Below are 18224 nucleotides of genomic sequence, written 5' to 3' on the forward strand. Positions count from 1 at the left end.
ACTTTCGAGACAAGGATGCAACATGCGCATGTTCAAACCAGTCAGCTTATTCATTCTGAGTGCAGTTCTGTTACTGACCTTCAACCTGTCCCCCCTCACCGCCGACGAACAAGATGCAAGCGTCAAACGCGTGCGATTCTATACCGCGCCATCAGAAGGAGGTGAAGCGAAACTCTTTCTCGTCCCCGGCGATTACTATACCGCCGGCTCACCCACGTTCTCCCCAGACGGCCAGAAACTGGCCTTTGACGGCAGGAAATCACAAGATGGCGAGAACTTTTCTGACGGCAAAATCATTGCTGTCAATGCTGACGGCACGAACATCGCAGCCATCGGCTCCGGTGTCATGCCCAGCTGGTCGCCCGCCGGTAATCGGCTTGCCTTCTCACAAATCTCTCCATCCGGGGCCGCCCTGATGCACGCCGACGGTTCACACCGCGAAATGATCGAAGAAGGAGGCTGGGGCGCACAATGGTCGCCCGACGGTAAAAAGATTGCCTATACCTTCCGCTCAGGAAACAAAGCCAATATCCGTGTCTACGATCTGATCGAGGGCACAAAAACAGATCTCTTCCCGGCAGGAGAAAGCCCCTACACGTCGATTTACTGGAACATGACCTGGTCGCCCGACAGTAACTGGCTCTGTTTCAAAGGTCGCAACGCGAACGAATCCACTTACGAAATTGCCACCTTGAATGCCGCCGGCAAACAACAGGGCTACAAAGTCCACTACTCGAACAAAGCAGCCCCCTACGCCGACATCGCCTGGCATCCCTCGGGCGAAAAAATCGTCTTCGCCGCCGGAGCCCAGCCACGACAGCTGATGCAGTTCAACCCAGCAGAAGACAAACCGCCCGCCCCTATCGACATCAAACTGAACGGTACCATCATCGGCGATGTGTGCTTCACTCCCGACGGTCAAAGCCTGCTGTTCAACGTCAGCGGGACGGGGGAGTGAATTGATTTCTGAAAGGTTCTGTCATCGTGATTTTCTCACTTGGTGAAACTAACAGAAAAAAACGAGTCCGCTTCTTTCCCTGACTGATTAATTCGTATGGCATTAACGGTGTTTCCTGGCCCGTTAACTGATCTGTAACGTCAACCAGCATTGCATTCCCTTTCGGTATGGTCATGCTCTTGAGATTCGCTAATGGGTCTTCAGCCTGATCTGCATTGATCACCATTGAAATCTGTATCTGATCCTTCGATTTAATCACGGGTCGGAATTGAATTCGACAGTCAGATTGAATTTTTTCGTGAATTCGACTGCTGAAATCAAATTCCGCTGACTGGCGGTTGAATAATGCCAATTTAATACCAAACTGATTCAGGTCAATTAAACCGGGCTGCTTGACTAAATGCCGGATCATCTCTGATTCTGGTGCATTCAAGAGCATTCCCTGATTGAGATCTTCCGTTTGAATTTTATCCGACAATCGCTTCAACTCAGCTGAACCAGAAGTATTCCAGTATTGATACCATTTTTGTATATCATCTGTAGAAAACAGATTGAACTCAACAGGGACCATCTGGTCCTGAAAGTTCCTGATTCTAGTCAGCAGGTCTGCGATCTGATCGTGGGTCGAACGCTTCGCTCGAATGATCAGTGAGAGGGTCTTGCTATAGGGCCGGATCGAGCACCCCGTTTTCCGGAGGTCTCCCCATACCTCTGGTGTGACTTTCAGTTGAATAAGTTCAATCAACGGTTCGAATCGGGGCTGATCTGCTTTAACCTGTTGTTTCTGTGAATCTACGATCACATGTCGTCGAATCGGCAACACCAGATCCCCGACAAGGTACGAAATTGTAACCAGACTGTCTTTAAACTGGGATTCATCCAGTTGTATCTTCCCTGAAACACCGGCTTCGCTATTTACACCTTCTCCCATCCTGAGCCGTTCAGCTAGCGACTCCTGCTCCACGCTTTCCTGCTCAGCCTGCAACATGACCAGCAAGACCTCGGGCTCTTCGTCTGCTTTAGACTCAACCCGAAACCCACCGGCAAGCAGTGTTTCTCCCGCCTTTAATAACATCGCATCCTTATAGTGTTGCTGACTGATCAGGGGAACCTGTCGCTCTTCCCCATTATCGCCTGCTTTGATCCGAGTCTCACCGTCAATCTGATAAAAGGTCAGTTTATAATTGAGCATGTCGCGTCGAACATCACCGGTTTGATCGGAGATTCCCGATTGCAGATCGATACTGACGCCATAACCTCCCTCCCCAGTGTTCCACCAGAGGGAGTTGGCATCCATCCCTTTGAGCAGTCTAATTTTGCTGGCAATCGTCGCCGACTGCTTTGGCTCCAGAATCACCGAAGGAACAAATACCACTTTCGCATGTGGCGTCGACAGAAATCTCAACATCAAATCTCGACTGCGCTCCAGATCCAGTACATCACAGACCAGATCGTCATAGCTGACCTGCTCCGGTTCATTCCAGATCACGTTCCGTAAATCCAGATACATCTTCTTCACGGTCTGTTTGCGGGTAAACACTTTCATTGACTTGCGTTTCAGCAGATAATCCTGCAGCACACGCTGGGAAACAGAAACGAGAGTGGGCGTGATTTTAAGATTCGTGAATTCACTCTCTCTCAGTTTCACCAGTGCCTGCTCAACTCGCCGGTGGTACTCCGGGTCGGCAGAATTGATATTCAGTTGATCCTGGTCGATGATGAACCAGGTATTAATTTTTCTGATATAATATTGCTTCCGTTCATCCCGCAGCGGTATTTGCAATGTTTCAAAATAGAAGGGATGTAATCCAACAAGCTCATTCCGCTTTCTGTCTGGTTCCTGTTCAGGCAGTTCCGCGATCTGCATTTTGATCTGCTCAATCAAAAAATCTTTTGCCCGCATGACACCAACTACGTTTCTCGCCCTGTCCATCAAATCTTTAATCGTATGTGTGCGTCTTTTGCTGATTTGAGCGACCAGATCAGGGATATCAATTTCACTGGATAGATATGGCACTTCGCTTGAATCGGTCTTACGCTTATCTACATCCGAAACCCCTGGTGTCTGCGTTTGCTTTTTTGAGTCTACAGTTGGAGTTATCTCAGATTGAACTTCTTCCGCCTCTGTACTCTCTTCAGCCTGATCCGCAGCCGACACCACAAACGCGGCGCCCGGCAGCACCACTGCTGCCAGCGTTACAAAAATCATCCAGCACCACCAGGGGGTTCGCTTCTGACATCCTTGTCCGAGTCGCATAATTCGCTCCAGTCGTTTTGAAGTAATTTCCACCGGACGCACGCCCGGCACTACGGGGACCGCTGTTAACGTCTGCTTCAACTCCAGAATCTCCAGCAGGCAGGCGGCATACTGTCTGGGGTCGCAGTTCAGTTCGGCGAGCACTTCCTCATCACAGCATTGTTCGATTTCGAATTTCAAGCGGCGGCCCGTGAACCAGACCAGCGGATGAAACCACCACACCACCGACGCCAGCAGTTGCAGCAGACCAATCCACAGATCGCCTCGGCGGATATGAATCAGTTCGTGCGCCAGCACCGGCTCCAGTTCTGCCAGTGAGCGTCCCTCTAAAATCGCGGTCGGAAGAATGATTGTCGGACGCAACAGGCCAATCACCGCCGGTCCCATCCGACTGTGAGTAATCAGCAGCCGCACACGGCGTTTCAATTTTAATTCTGCACACAGTCGTTCTAATAACCGATTCAACTCCGGATGCGATTGTTCTCCCGCCCGTCGAATGATGTGCCAGCAGCGCAGATAGCGCACCAGCATTACAGTCGCAATCAGAACACCCACTGTCACCCAGACCCTCACGCCGATCTCCTGCCAGGAATCGCGAACCGGAGGCCGCATGATGTTTTCAGCAGTGGATTTCACAGGAATCGCAGCAGTATCTAAATGGACAGGAGTCTGCCGCGAAGTTTCGTTCTCATGGATCGTCACCTTAAAATCCGGGTTTACTGTGACGTCGGGCAGTTTTCTCATGTCGTCTCCGGTCAGCAGACGAATGGACTCGGTGCGCGTCAGCAACTCCGGTTTCGCTGGCGGCAGATCGGGTGAAACTTCGGCAGGCAATCCCGTTTGAATCCAGCAGAACAGGCCAGTGGTACTGTTCCAGACAGGAGGTGTGATAAATTTCAGCAGCACGATCAACCAGAGCAGACATGTCAAATGCGAACGCCTGAAACGCACCAGTCGACAGATCAGATAAACCATCAGCACCAGCACCGAGCATTGCCAGAACTGCTGCCACACCAGCGAGAATATAGAAACGTCAGTCGGCTGCATCGCGTTCCTCCGTCAACTGGTCCAGTAAAGACTTCAACGCATCCAGATCTGCACGACTGACCTGACGATCTTCGATCAGATGTTGCATCAGCGGGAACGTCTCGCCGGCAAACAGTCGGTCTACCAGATCATCGACGGTTTCGCGAATCACCGTGCGTGGCTTGACGCGGGGTGAATACACGCGGGTTCGCCCGTCAAGTTTGACGTTCACATACCCCTTCTTCTCCAGACGGCGCAGATAGGTCTGGACGGTCGTGAAATCAATTCCACGCAATGCGGGAAACGATTCGAATACTTCGCGGACCGTCGCGTGTTTCAGCTCCCATAAGGCGCGGGCGATTTCCATTTCCCCCTTGGATAATGCGGGCCGTTCTGTCATCCCTGCTCCTTCAAGTACAAGTGTAATTGCGACAGTTTAATTACATTTGTACTTGAGTCAATCGCAGTCTGAAATAATTTGATTTTTGGCGAGTGGATTCCCTCCCAAAGTCAATTCCAAAATCAGCGTTCTGAAAAATAGGGAGGGAGTTGGAAATTCTTAGCAAACCATGTTTGGAATTGGTTTCCTGATCGCTTAGAATCGAGGGATGATTCAAAGCAGAGGCGATTCTGTTTTAAGAACGCATAATAAACTTGGATCATAAGTATTTACGAGATACCAATTTCCATTTATTGGATTTACGATAATGAATGTCCGATCCGCCCGACCGAAGGTTAATGATCTAATCTTTCGCTTGATAGGGCGTTCCATACACCCGGAACTTTATACGACTTGCGCCACGGCAGAAATCAAACAGAAGAACTTCTCCGCGGTCTTAAAAGTTTGTGAAACCGGTCATATTGCCTGTATTCAGCACAAGGGAAAATCAGTTTGTGAGATTCTGACCTCGTTTCAGAATCCACTCCCCAGCCAGAAACGCTTACTGGAAAAGCCGGTGCGGGGCTGTCGTTCTGATTCCGTGCAGCTTGAATCGGACCTGTATTACCAGGTCAGCTATCAACTGGAAGAACTGGATTACACCATCTTTAAAAATGTCCATGAAGAATATTTGATGGACGCGCAGCGTGCCGACCTGGCATACCACTTTATTTCAGAAAGCCGCCTGACACCGGGGGCCTTGAGCATTATCGACTATGAAGCCAACCAGACCAGTTTACTGATTCATGCGTTTCACACCTTTCCGGATGAACTGGCTGTGGTAAAAACGCAATCTCTGTTTGAGTTTTAAGCAAAGATTTTTTTGATCAACGTCATGGAAGACGGGAAACCGAAATCATGACCGACTATTACAAATTAACAATGCGAACTCTTGTACTCGGCAGTTGCCTGTTGGCGCTGGCTGCCCTGGAAACTTCTCCCGCGATCGCCGCGCGGCCGATTTCTGTTTCCCGCTATCACAGCCCGTCTGCATCGTCAGTCTATCGACGTTCTCCGCGGTACTCGAGTTATCGCTATTCGACGGGCTACTCGCGAAACTATTCGAATTACCGCTCCACGTACTACGGATATGGCGCCCGCCGTTATAACTACCGCTATCGACCTTATGCCGCGGTCGCCGGGTATCGCTATTACCGCCCCGGCTATTATGGCATCAACCACTATCCCGCCGGCGTCGGATATTCCTGGGCGGGCAGTTCGTTCTACCGCCGACCAGTCTGTAATTCCTGGAGCGCATACTCGTCCTGCTACTGTTCGCCGTACTCGGGCAATGTCATCTCGAATTATGTCCCTTACTACGGGAATTACACGCCTTACATGGGCAGCTATACCCCACTCTGGGGCAGTTATATGCCGTACGGAGGATCCTACTTCGCTGCTCCCGGATCGTACTATGGTTATGCCAATTCAGGATTTTACGGCTACTACTGCGGTGTCTGGCCTTATCGCCCGACTTTGTACGGCAGTATTGTGTTCCAGTCCGGCTGGAATACCGGCTATGGGCGTGGCAGCTACTATCGATTCTGGTAGGTTCTGACACAGGCTCTGAGAACTCAGACCGTCGTTTCGAGCATCACACCGACAATAATATCGTAGGTCGCGTGCGCACCGACGGTGATCCCAAAGCCCCGCAGAAAAAACAGGCCGGCAAAGAACAGTCCCGCAACCGTACGAAATGTAAAACTGAAGACGGAGAACTGGTCGCCCGAGGCACCCACATAATGTGCCAGCGAAAAGATCAGGCTGGTCGAGATGATTGCCATAATCGCAGAGGAGCGGACTTCCAGCAGCATCCCGCGAAAGATCAGATAACAGATCGGCAGTAACAGCAGGCGAAACATGACCTCTTCATAGACACCCGCACCCACAAAACTGACGACCCGCGAAGCGGACTCGCGTTCAATAAACATCAATGTCGGTTGAGGCAGCTGCTGAAATACCAGATCCTGCATCTGCCCTAAGACAATCAGGCAAAAGGCAAACAGCAGGCTTTCTGCAAACATGCCGACCAATGTTTCACCCGAGATCTTCCAGGGATGTTTACAGAAGACATGCCATAACAGCAGCGTGACCACGATCAGCGAAGGCAGCAGAAAGGTCTGCGTAAAACCGAGTTGCGAGAGCCCGCTGCGCATCCAGTAATCTGCGCCGTTACGGAGCAGTTCCGGCTGGTTGCCCCCCATGGAGAGTACACCCCATTCGTAAATCAACAGTAACGGCGCCAGAAACACCAGACAGGCCAGAGGCTGTCGTGCTTCACGCCAGTACGTGCTCTCGGTAAGAGCCAGCTCGCTTTGCGAGTTGTTTTTTTGCGTCATGACTCAGAATGGTTTTCAGTCAGGTTGGCGGGTTCAGTAGTAGAAGAATCCATCGAAAAATGTGGTGGTGGTATCGGCTCGTGAGCTTCATCCCGACGTTGTTGCTGGAATCGTTTGAGCGTGAACGGGTCGTTGTGCCGATCGGTTTCTACCAGCACGTCTAACAGGCTTTCATCCACAGCAGACAGGAACTGGTCGACAACTGTCTCATCCCACTCCCCGCGACGGGATTCCCGAAAGAGTTGCAGCGCCGCTGCGAAGGCAACTTCTTCACGTTCATAAGTCCGGATGCCGTCCGCCGTCAGTTCACGTTCGATATTCTTTAATTCCAGAAAGCGACAGACCACGGCCAGTCGACGTGAATATTCACCCAATGCAGAAGTATGCAGCCCCCGGGGATAGCCTGTTCCATCCAGACGCTCATGATGCTGTGAAATGATTTCCGTCAGGTAAGAGTCGCCTGGAAATCCACGCAGTCCGCCCAGCAACGCCGCACCAAGCACGGGATGTCCCTGCTCGATTTCTGTCTGGTTCGTTTTTAACTGGTCGCTGCGAACATTTTTCTGCGGCTTAAGCATCTGCCAGCCCAGATCATGTAACAGGCCGGCAATCATCAGCAGTTCACAACTTTCCTGCCAGGCAGTCATCTTGCGACTGACGAAGAAAATTAATCGTGCGGTTTCCAGCCCCCTCAGGTACACAGACAAATCGGCATCCTGTCTCTGCAGATTGATCGATTCCTGAATATCACTGAGTGAGGCGAACAGGAATTCGCCCGGCTGATGCAGGTGTGCGTCATCATTTTTGATTTTGCGGATCAGATTCAACAGCAGATTCGGACTGCAGTACGTTTTCGTCCAGATATCCTGAGTTGCCAGTTTCAATTGTTTGACATAATGCTCTGTCGTTTGCGAAAGCAGCAACTGCTGGCGGAGATACCGTTGTTCTTCACGCAGGTAATCCAGAATGCGCGTCAGGATCGGTTGCTGTGTTTGAGTAACAGGATGTGTGGGGCGTGCGTCCAGATACAGGCGGCAGCGGAGCAGTATGACCTGCACGCGGGCCTGGAGCTGAATCAAAGCTTTGTGCTGCGGCGCAATCTTTAATTCCTGATTCTGCTGGTTCAACTCGCGATAGGAAATCCGCAATGCGCGTAATGCGTCGGAATCGGCAGCCAGCAGTTCCGGGCTGTCCGCACAGGAGCGCAGCAATGTCCAGTCATCACGCTCCTGTCGAACAGGAGGCGTCAGCCAGCGCAACAGTCGGGTAGAGTTCGTCACGATTCATCCCTGTCGGAAAAAGCTTGGCACACTACGTAGTGGGAACCCGACAGATCAGAGTCCCTCACTCTGTTTTCTATCGGCGTATTGTGAGAGAGGGATTGAACCGATTGAGGAAATTCAGGTTGGGTAAATTACCGAAGCGAATACGCCTATCCCGTTTCTAAAATGGCACTTAGAGTATTTCTACACAATATCAGGGCAGCGGAGCTGAACAGAACCAGACAGAAGGCGGGCAAGCTGCTCCCCGTATGAACGACGTATTCTTTGCGACGGCAGTCAGGAATATCAGAATTGCTCAATTTCCAGTCATTCAGACGCCGATTTGAAACTAGAGAAGGCATTTTTTCCGTTGTCTACTTGTAGACTTTTCGTCGGCAAGCATAGAATTCAGGAAAGAAACCCGTCAATTGAGGCAAGATACAGAACTTTTAATGATCAAGGCTTGTCTTGATCTCAGGCGCTGACCACAGGTCACAGCATTTACACCCATTTCCCGATGACAAGCAGGTAAATTCTCATGGCTACGGATTTCCGGCAAAAAGAGCGGCTCCCTGAACTGACAGATCGTATCGTCGAAACCTATCATGAAATTGGTACGATTCATCATTTAGGCCATTGCCCGCTTCCCAGCCAGGACGCCGTCATTGAAGCGGCTCAGGAACTGAAAGACGTCATTTTTCCGGGATACAGTCGTCGTCAGAATCTGCATCTGGGCAATGTAACCTACCATGTAGGAAACATCATCGATTCCCTGCATGATATCCTGACTCTGCAAATCGGTCGTGCATTAAGGCATCAGCATGTGCAGAGACATGGTGCCGACTGCGAGAAGCTCAACCAGATTGATTTCGAAGCCGAAGGTCAGCAGAAGACAATCCAGTTTCTGGAAATGATTCCGGAAATCAGGCGTGCCCTCTCCACTGACGTTCAGGCGGCATTGGACGGTGACCCGGCTGCGACCTGCTTTGATGAAATCATCTTCTGCTATCCCGGGCTGGAAGCGATTACCATTTACCGGATCGCCCATGAATTGTACAAACTACAAGTCCCCATCATCCCTCGCATGCTGTCGGAATGGGCGCATGCACAAACCGGAATTGATATCCACCCGGGTGCCACCATCGGACATTCGTTCTTTATCGATCACGGTACCGGTGTCGTGATTGGGGAAACCTGCGAGATCGCGGAAAACGTGAAAGTCTACCAGGGGGTCACCCTCGGGGCATTGAGTTTCCCCAAAGACTCTGAAGGTCGCATCATTCGTGATCAGAAGCGGCATCCCACCATTGAAAAGGGTGTGGTGATTTATGCCAATGCCACGATTCTGGGAGGCGATACCGTGATTGGCCAGGATGCCGTCATCGGCGCAAGTGTCTCGCTGATGAAAAGCGTGCTGCCCAATACGATTGTCACCATCGAAAAACCGTCGCTCCGGTTTCGCGAAGCTTCCTGATCCGAGGCAACGTTTCAGGATTTCCCAGGTAATTCATCAATCAGACTCCCCCCGTTCGTCTATCGTAATCCGGACCGGGTCGCCTTGAATGCACTCCCCACACGCAGTCATAACCTGCCAGTCATCCAGCGAACTGACTGTTCCCGGTTCTGTACGGGCGTAAAAAAATCCTGTGTGAATCAGAAGTCTGATCGCACACAGGACTGGTTAATGTCTTTGGCTGGTTCAGGCAATCGCCCGCTGAGGGCCGTCATCTGCATCGCGATCCCGTTTGATCGATCCCACATGGTCCAGTGTCCGGTCCAGTTGTGAGGCCAGTTTCTCCTGGGTTTCCAGTAACGAAGCGGCAGCCACTTCGTATTGCTTTTCGCGGCTGGATAACTGATCGGCCCGCTGATGCAGTTCTTCTGAGAAACGTGTCAGATCCTGCATCATGGATTCGAGATCTGCTAACAGGACCAGTTGTTCCTGCTCAGAAAGTGACTCCTGCTGGAATTCCTGTTCTTCCTGCTCCTCGTTCAACTGATGAAGCTGAGACAGCAAGGCAGCGGCCCCCTGTTCTCGACGTGATTCATATTTCTCAATCAGATGAAAATCCTGTTCGATCAGGTCAACAAGTTCGGACGCAGACAGGTCCTGCAGAGTAGTTTCTTTGGTCATAGAGTGATCTCTTTTTTTATCTGGAGTGATTGGTGCGCTCGTCTGAAGCGGCGAGCCAGATAAGCCAGCAGTGGAAATGCTCGTTGCTGTATGTGGTCTGGACTGACAAAATACAAATTCGATGGGCCCGATTGTGATCAGATCGCCATCGGACAGTTCTGAGGTACGCAGTGGGATCCCGTTCAATAACAGTTGGGGTTGAGAAACCATGGCTTCGATCCGGGGCACTTCGTCTTCGACATGGATTATGGAATGCAGTATCGGCATCTCTCGACCGGTGATCTGAAGACCACAGCAGGAACCTGCTCCAATCGTCAGACGGCCACCTGACACAGGCCGTACGGGAAAACTGGTTTTTCCCTTTTTGATTTCCAGTGAATACCGGGGTGAAGATTCCATGACCACAGACTTTTCAACCTCATGTTGAGACAGGAACGTTTTAATTCCTCAGTACCCTTTTTTCAGGGCCACACAACACTGAATCGACCGTCTATTGAGGACAGCATGAGAAAACGTTCCAGTTACTTTAGCATCAAAAACCGTTGATGATTGTCACTACGACAACAGCCAGAGTTTGTAGTGATTAGTAAAAATAGGAAGCGCAAACCACACCCCGCCACTGTCAATACAGGCAAATCGCACAGCTTTTTCCCGTCAGAGGTTTTGTAGATCCTTGTTAATAAAGGAAACACCTCAAGCCGCCTCGAATTCGCAATTCCAGGCGGCTTTGTGGACCTGTCAAAACAGCGGTACCAATGCGTTCAGTTGCTGGATTCAGTCGATTTTCGTGCCCGGGAGTTTACGCTCCGTCGGAGGTGGCAAATCGGGTTCAGGCGCAGCCGGCCGAGCAGGAGGCGGTTTGTAACCTTCGCACGTCAACTTAAGATTCCCCCCCAGGGGAACCCGGAACTCGGAATTCCCATCCAAAGCAGACCAGCCGGCCATCACATCTTTCTGATCCGCATATTCCCGCGCCACCAGGTACGTATCATAACTGTCTGACCAGACTCGAAAATTCAGATAGAAGATCCGCGGATTGATCTTCTGCAGTTCCTGACGAAACAGAGCCGATGATTTACGCAGGCGCTCTGAAGTATCCCCGCGGCCATCGCGTAATTCCAGTACGAGATAAGGTACTCCCCCTACGGGTTTCAGTTTAATCCTCCAGTCACGATTGCCGACATTCTTCTTCTCGAACACGTTGACCAGTTTGTCGCAATCGATCGCCTGCTCCGGCGCCGTCACGAGCCGACTCTGAGCGATCGCCGTCAGAGCCAGGTTCTGTAACAGGGGAATATCAACACGCATAATCCGACCGTGTCGGCAGACATAATCGATGGCCCGGGCCTCTTTTGGTGCATCGCGAGGATTCGGTAGATTCACAATCTTGGCATTCGGCGTGGGCCCCGGATCCGGAGTTTTTGCCAGTTTGGCTTTGATGTCTGCCAACTCCGTCTCTTTGGTGACAATGCTTTGTTCGAGTGATTTGACCTGCTTATCGCGTTCGGCAATATCTTTCTTCAATTTCTCGATATTCACCTGGATCTCTTTTAATTTCTCCAGCTCTTTCTTCAGCTTTTCTGCCAGTTTTTTCTGCTCATCCGGATTGACCGTCTTTTTATCGGCAGTCAATTCTTTCACGGTTTCCAGCTGCTCTTTCTCAAGCTTCAATAACTCATCCAGCTCGGCGACCTTCTGATCAGCGCGTTCCATATCCTCTTCGGTAATAGCACTTTTAATACGATTGACCGCTTCTCCTACGCCCAGCTGAGTTACCGTCAGCATAATTACGAGGATCCCCACCACATTGGTCATCGTATCCAGCAGGGAATCCAGACTCGCACCGCTGGATGAACTTTTTTTACGTTTCATGACTCGTTCTGAATTCTATGGAATTGCGTCGGTTTGCTTGAAAAGGGGGTTTCAAAAGATCAGTCTGTCTACAGAAGCCTGCATTTTCCGGCTACGTCATGGCTGCAGTACACAGTTTCCTCTGTATAATCATAAAAGCGATGCAGGCCTGATCGCAAGCAGGGACAAACGGTTGTTCCGTAAAAGTCATAATTGCCTGATCGGTTTGAGGAATGGAATGTGGACGTTTTTTCATTAAAAATCCCCGGATTAATGGTCGTCGGTACCGATACGGATGTCGGCAAGACCTATATCACCGCCGCCATTGCCCGCCAGCTGGTGGCAGAAGGTGTGCAAACCGGGACATACAAACCAGCCTGCAGCGGCAGTCTGCAAGACGAGGAGACCGGCACACATTACTGGCCTGATGTCAAGCAGTTGTCTGAAGCCATACAGACGTCTGTCCCCATGGAGCGGATCTGCCCTCAACGTTTTCATGCGCCCCTGGCACCCCCTGTCGCTGCTGCCAGTGAGGGCCAACAGGTCAACGAACCGCTTCTGCTGGAAGGGGCACAATGGTGGCAGGATCAGGTAGAGTTCCTGCTGGTAGAAGGGGTGGGAGGCGTCCTCTGCCCCCTTTCAGAACACATGCTGATTGTTGATTTCGCGGCTCAGCTCAAACTGCCTCTGCTGATTGTGGCACGTGCGGGACTGGGAACAATCAATCACAGTCTGCTGACAATTGAGGCCTTGCAGAATCGCGGGCTTCGTATCGCAGGACTGATCCTGAATGATGTCGATCCGACTCTCAGTGATGAGTCGCGTCTGTCAAACGCTGCCGGGATACAACAATGGACAAGCGTGCCCGTTTTGTCTTTTGTCCCCTTTGAATGGCAGTCGAACTTGCTTCACTATCAGACTCAGGCCAGAATAGACTGGATACAATTAGCACAGGATTCTCGCTGAATCGTCCTCCCGTGTACCAGATTTGCTCAGTCTGCTCGCCGGATCCCGCCCGCGGATGCTCCAGCGCCGGTCCTGCCTCCACGACAGCCCTAACTTATCAGAATTTAACCGGAGAAATGGATGAGTATTGAAGTGAATTGCCCCTCATGCGGGGGCTCCATCCAAATCGAAGCCGTCTCAGAAATCGTCGCGTGCCCGCTATGCCAGATGCATCTGCAGGTCGACCCCGAATCCAATGAACCTGTTCTGGTTTCAGAAGAAAATCTGGAAGAGGAAGCGAACGCCGTTGAAGCCGTTGATCCCGAACCAGTTACCAACGCGAGTGAACTGGACGAAAGCCAGCCGACACCCCCTGAGGCAGGCATCGCAGCGCCGGACGAACCAGGTTCCTCAGAAAACGAGAGCGATTCCGCTTCCCCGTTTTCGTTTCTTCCCGGTGGCATCGAAAATAAAAGCAGTAAAAAACAACCCGATCGACCGGCTACGAATTTCTCATTTCTACCTGGCGGTAGTGCTGAGTCCGAATCGGAAACAGCGGAACCGGACGTTGCAGAACCAAAAGCAGAAGGAGAAGCCGTCGACACTGCAGGAGCGACGACGACCGACATCGAACCATCGGAGGAAACAGTTGAAGTTCCAGACACGACAGGCGGGGCTGCTGATTCAACGGACGCAGAGCCAGAAATGGAAGCGGTCGCATCTGAGGAGGCAGCCACTGCAGAATCGGACGAAGCAGAACCTGCCATAGAAGAAAGCACGAGCGGAATTGCCGACCCTGGAACTTCACCAGTGGACCAGCCAGAGCAGCCTGCCGGAAACGCTCTTGAGGAAGTCGCCGCTGAATCAACTGAAACAGAAACCAACACAGAAACCACCGGGCCGGTCTCTGCTTCTCAGGAAGCGGCAGCCCAGCCAACCCCACCCAGCTACCGCAGAGAAAAAGTAGTCTCCAAACGGGTATTCACGCTGACGCTGACCTATGCCATCGCAGTCACCGCCATGCTTGCGATGCTGCTGTATGCCAAATATCAGGGTGATCCCCATCAGCTGGAAAGTCTACCCGATCTCAAGCCACCCATCAAAAATGATGAGATCGCGCTCCAGCTGGTCCCTGAAAATGCGACCCTGCCTCCCGGTCATGTCTTACAACTGGGGGGCCCGGGACGACGTTTTGGAAATGTTCTGGTGACGCCACTCCGTGTAACACGTGGCCCCCTGGAATTCGAACATTACACAGGTGACACCAGCCTGACACGCGAACCAACGGGGGATGTACTCAAGCTCTACCTGAAATTCGAAAATGTCTCAGACGACCAGACCTTCGAACCTCTCGATCAGAAACTGCTGCTCACCCGCGTCTCCGGCAACGACCCCGAAGCAAAGTTACGTGCCAACAATTTTCTGAGCAGCCTGGAGCAGAAACAGACTGACGGTAACCGGGTACTGCTGTATGACATGCCCCCCTCCTGGGAATGGAATATTAAAGGGCAGAATATCAACCAGGAAAAGAAGCCTCAGGAACTGAAACCAGGGGAAAGTTTCGAAACTTTTGTCGCCACTAACGAACAGGGTATTGACGATTTACAAGGGGAGCTCGTCTGGCGGCTGCAGATCCGCAAAGGCTACAATCCCCAATCTTATCAAGGGGTGACCACTCTGATTGAAGTTGTATTTAACAGCAGTCAGATTCAAACCGACATGATCTCCGGCAGCAAAGACCCACAACCAACCACCTGATGGATCTGCTCGCGAGTGCGACGCGCATTAAAAAACGTCTCGGCAGTATTTCAGCAATACCACCGAGACGTCACGCGGAACCGCATACGATGCGGTGAGGAATTTCTTATGAGGACAATCTTTCCGCTGTGGGGCTGGCACAAGCCTTAGTGATAAGACTTGCACCAGATACCCCTTTCAGGAGAGTACACTATCCTGAAATCTACTTCTGGACCACAACAAAGCGGGCACCGCTGTGATTTCTCACCAGCAGCAGAACACTGTCTTTGCCTTTTGCTTCTTTCAATCCCTGATTGAATTGTTCCATGGTAGAGACTTCAGTTGTCCCGAGTTTTTCGATGATCATACCTTTCGTCAGACCCGCTTCTTCAGCAGCACTTCCAGGTTCGACAGAAGTAATCACGACTCCTGTCACGTCATTGGAATATCCTAACTGATTAGCCAGTTCTTCGGTTAAAGGCTGAACTTCGAGTTTCAGTTCATTGACACTGGTTTTCTGTTTCTCTTTGCTGGAACCTTCCAGAGGCTTTTCATCCTTGGCGACAGAGAAACTGTTGGGCATGGCTTTCATGGTCAGATCTTTGTTGACGTGTTTACCGTCTCTCAAGATTTCCATGACATAGGTCTTACCCACAACCAGTTGCTCGACAATACCCTGCAGATTCCGCGGACCGGAAACTTCCTTACCTGCCAGTTTCAGGATGATATCACCCGTCTGTAAACCGGCTGCTGCTGCAGGAGACTGTTCCATGACCTGGGTAATGATGGCACCCTGCCCCACTTTGATATCGAAGGACTTCGACAGATCATTGCTGATCGGCTGAATGCCTACACCCAGGAATGCACGTTCGACTTTCCCATTATCAATCAGCTGACCGGAGACCCAGCGAGCCATGTTGACAGGAATCGCAAATCCCACACCATCATATCCGCCACTGCGGCTGGAGATAGCAGTGTTAATCCCGATGACTTCGCCACGCAGGTTCAACAGGGGGCCACCACTATTACCAGGGTTGATCGCTGCATCCGTCTGCAGATAGTCTTCACGGTCGTTAATTCCGGGACCTCGGCTTTTCGCACTGATGATCCCATTGGTCACACTCATACCAATTCCGAAGGGGTTACCAATCGCCAGGACCCAGTCACCGATTTCCATTTTGGAACTGTCACCCAGGGGAATCGCCTGCAGGTCGGGTGCATCGATGTGAATCACAGCTACGTCAGAACGGGGGTCGGTACGAATATCACTGGCAGTGAATTCACGACCATCATTCAGAGTCACTTTGACAACGTCGGCACCATTCACAACGTGCGAGTTGGTCATGATCAGGCCACTCTTATTGATAATGAACCCGGAACCGGTTCCCATCCGACGAGGCGCCCGTCTTGGTTGATTTTGATTCTGAAACTGCTTGAACATCTCTTTGAACCGGGGATCATTTTCGAAGAGTTCCTGTAACGGTGAATTATCACCAAACGGCATAACTCTCTGACCTGAGACTTCAGACGTCTTGCTCACGGTCTCAATAGAAACAATCGCGGGCATCGCCCGACGACTGATATCGCGAAATACATTCGATAACTCATGGATATTGGCTGCAGTCGGCGGATCGGCACTCTTATCTTTCTGAGCGACTCCGACCGCGGCGCCAACCAGACATGCGCTAGCGATAATAGCGAACATCCAGTTTCGATTTCCTGTTAACGCTTTCATTAAACTTACCCTCCTACAGTGTATGGCTTGCAGTTATGACTCGGGCCATCTCAATTGTAAAATTACTACTAAATAGTAAATAGGAAATGTGACTCAAACCCCAAATATGACTCTTTCAAAATGACGCTGATGGAAAAACTTGCGGCGATCCCACCTTTCCAATTTAGAAAATACAGGATCCTGATGTGTACACATCGTTCAACTTTTGCTCATTTGATTAAGCGGCTGGTCTGCCCTTACTACGAGAGTCGCCCGCAGATGTGTTGGGAATGCTTAAAAAAAATGATGAGTTTTACGGTTCTGCCACTCAGCACCAGGCGTCATTCTGGCAGGGTTTTTCCTGTAAACCTGAATATTTTTCGACCATTTCCACGAAACAGGACTTTTTCGTTGTCTTCAAATCGACGCTAATGTTAATATCTCTCTATACTTAGCGAAGGTCAGTCAAAATTCTCCGCGGGCCCTTTCTTTAGAATTCTTCGATTGACTCATTGCTATTCCTCGATGACATCATTACCAGGGGAGGCGTGTATGCAATACGATCTCAGCCCCGCGGAGATCGATCAACTGCTTGAAGAATGTCAACAAAACCTGGGATACCGCTTTGTTGACTGTGAGTTGTTGAAATCCTGCCTGACACATACATCCGCCGCCAAAACCCGCATGGATTCCAACGAACGCCTGGAATTCCTGGGTGATGCGATCCTCGGCTCGATTGTCTGCGAAAAACTGTTTGATCAATTCCCCAATGCCCCTGAAGGTGAACTGACACGCATCAAGTCGGCAGTCGTCAGTCGTAACACCTGTACCCGACTGGCGCGTGAAAAAGGCCTCGACCGCTTTATCTTTGTCGGCAAAGGACTTGCCATGACAGAGACCCTGCCTGAATCTCTGCTCGCCGGGATGTTTGAAGCGCTCATCGCCGGGATCTATCTGGATGGCGGCGTTGAACCAGTACATCAGTTTCTGGATCCACTCGTCGAACGTGAAAATTCGAAAGCCTCCCGCTCAGTCCATGGCTACAACTATAAAAGCCTGTTACAGCAATACTCACAAAAGAAGTTTTCCCAGACCCCCATTTACGAAGTTCTGGACGAAAAAGGGCCGGATCATTCCAAGTTCTTCAAAGTGACCGCGATTATAGGCGAGCACAAATATGAACCCGCCTGGGGCTCTACTAAAAAGGAAGCCGAACAAAGAGCCGCCTATAATGCCCTGCGCGAAAATGAAGAAGATGAAGAATGGGAACTACCTGCGCTGCCAGATCAGAACTGATTCACTGCAGCATGGCATGTCATCAATCCGGTTTTTATCTCGCTTCAGCATGCGCTGCTGATAAAGCAGATACGACTCACTGAAAATACCAGGGGCTGTAAATAGAAAGGGCCGAGAGAATACGGGAATTCTCTCGGCTCTAAGATGGGGATGATGTTTTGGAATGGCCCAGGGTGGGCAGACCCGCCTCCACGGGTCGGTGGGATTGTCTCTCTCTTCTCTCTTGAATCTTGAAGTCTCTCAACTCTTCAAAACTCTTTGGGTCT

14 protein-coding genes are annotated in these 18224 nt (G+C 50.9%); 7 read left to right on the forward strand and 7 right to left on the reverse strand.

Going from position 1 to position 18224, the window contains the following annotated elements; genetic code table 11:
- Positions 1–22: 22 nt before the first annotated feature.
- Positions 23–958 (forward strand): TolB-like translocation protein, encoded by a 936-nt coding sequence (locus Pan161_RS27380; protein ID WP_232103521.1) that lies wholly within the window; start codon positions 23–25, stop codon positions 956–958.
- Here the strand turns inward: Pan161_RS27380 and Pan161_RS27385 are convergent.
- Positions 939–4262, reverse strand: a complete 3324-nt coding sequence (locus Pan161_RS27385; protein WP_145231922.1) for a M56 family metallopeptidase — start codon at positions 4260–4262, stop codon at positions 939–941. The genes Pan161_RS27380 and Pan161_RS27385 overlap by 20 nt on opposite strands.
- The gene (locus tag Pan161_RS27390; RefSeq protein WP_145231923.1) at positions 4249–4641 is read right to left on the reverse strand and encodes a BlaI/MecI/CopY family transcriptional regulator; all 393 of its coding nucleotides are present in this window, start codon (positions 4639–4641) and stop codon (positions 4249–4251) included. Before Pan161_RS27390 ends, Pan161_RS27385 begins: the two co-directional genes overlap by 14 nt.
- A gap of 307 nt (positions 4642–4948) precedes the next feature.
- Between Pan161_RS27390 and Pan161_RS27395 the strand changes: the two genes are divergently transcribed.
- Positions 4949–5491 (forward strand): DUF2617 family protein, encoded by a 543-nt coding sequence (locus tag Pan161_RS27395; RefSeq protein ID WP_145231924.1) that lies wholly within the window; start codon positions 4949–4951, stop codon positions 5489–5491.
- 47 nt (positions 5492–5538) lie between these two features.
- Positions 5539–6231: a pilus assembly protein gene (locus Pan161_RS27400; RefSeq protein WP_145231925.1), complete on the forward strand. Its 693-nt coding sequence runs from the start codon at positions 5539–5541 to the stop codon at positions 6229–6231.
- 23 nt (positions 6232–6254) lie between these two features.
- Here the strand turns inward: Pan161_RS27400 and Pan161_RS27405 are convergent, their stop codons facing one another.
- Positions 6255–7019, reverse strand: a complete 765-nt coding sequence (locus tag Pan161_RS27405) for a CPBP family intramembrane glutamic endopeptidase (protein WP_145231926.1) — start codon at positions 7017–7019, stop codon at positions 6255–6257.
- Entirely contained in the window at positions 7016–8299 is a 1284-nt protein-coding gene (locus tag Pan161_RS27410; protein WP_145231927.1) for an HD-GYP domain-containing protein, read from the reverse strand. Before Pan161_RS27410 ends, Pan161_RS27405 begins: the two co-directional genes overlap by 4 nt.
- Before the next feature lie 520 nt (positions 8300–8819).
- On the opposite strand from Pan161_RS27410, the gene epsC reads away from it, so the two are divergent.
- Complete coding sequence (gene epsC, locus Pan161_RS27415) at positions 8820–9755, forward strand: serine O-acetyltransferase EpsC (RefSeq protein WP_145231928.1); 936 nt, start codon at positions 8820–8822, stop codon at positions 9753–9755.
- A 225-nt stretch (positions 9756–9980) separates the two neighbouring features.
- On the opposite strand, the gene Pan161_RS27420 is transcribed toward epsC, so the two are convergent.
- Both Pan161_RS27420 and Pan161_RS27425 read right to left on the reverse strand, forming a co-directional pair.
- On the reverse strand, positions 9981–10814 hold the full coding sequence (locus Pan161_RS27420; protein WP_145231929.1) for an FHA domain-containing protein: 834 nt from the start codon (positions 10812–10814) through the stop codon (positions 9981–9983).
- A gap of 375 nt (positions 10815–11189) precedes the next feature.
- The gene (locus Pan161_RS27425; RefSeq protein WP_145231930.1) at positions 11190–12287 is read right to left on the reverse strand and encodes a hypothetical protein; all 1098 of its coding nucleotides are present in this window, start codon (positions 12285–12287) and stop codon (positions 11190–11192) included.
- 219 nt (positions 12288–12506) lie between these two features.
- Between Pan161_RS27425 and bioD the strand changes: the two genes are divergently transcribed.
- Positions 12507–13232, forward strand: coding sequence for a dethiobiotin synthase (bioD, locus tag Pan161_RS27430; RefSeq protein ID WP_145231931.1), 726 nt, complete (start codon positions 12507–12509; stop codon positions 13230–13232).
- Between the two features lie 120 nt (positions 13233–13352).
- A complete protein-coding gene (locus tag Pan161_RS27435; protein ID WP_145231932.1) occupies positions 13353–14969 on the forward strand; it encodes a hypothetical protein in 1617 nt (538 codons plus the stop codon).
- Between the two features lie 202 nt (positions 14970–15171).
- Here Pan161_RS27435 and Pan161_RS27440 read toward each other — a convergent pair whose 3' ends face one another.
- Positions 15172–16683 (reverse strand): Do family serine endopeptidase, encoded by a 1512-nt coding sequence (locus Pan161_RS27440; RefSeq protein WP_145231933.1) that lies wholly within the window; start codon positions 16681–16683, stop codon positions 15172–15174.
- Positions 16684–17214: 531 nt separating this feature from the next.
- Between Pan161_RS27440 and rnc the strand changes: the two genes are divergently transcribed.
- On the forward strand, positions 17215–17958 hold the full coding sequence (gene rnc / locus Pan161_RS27445) for a ribonuclease III (RefSeq protein ID WP_145231934.1): 744 nt from the start codon (positions 17215–17217) through the stop codon (positions 17956–17958).
- Positions 17959–18224 lie beyond the last annotated feature (266 nt).

Source organism: Gimesia algae, from assembly GCF_007746795.1.
GTDB lineage: Bacteria > Planctomycetota > Planctomycetia > Planctomycetales > Planctomycetaceae > Gimesia > Gimesia algae.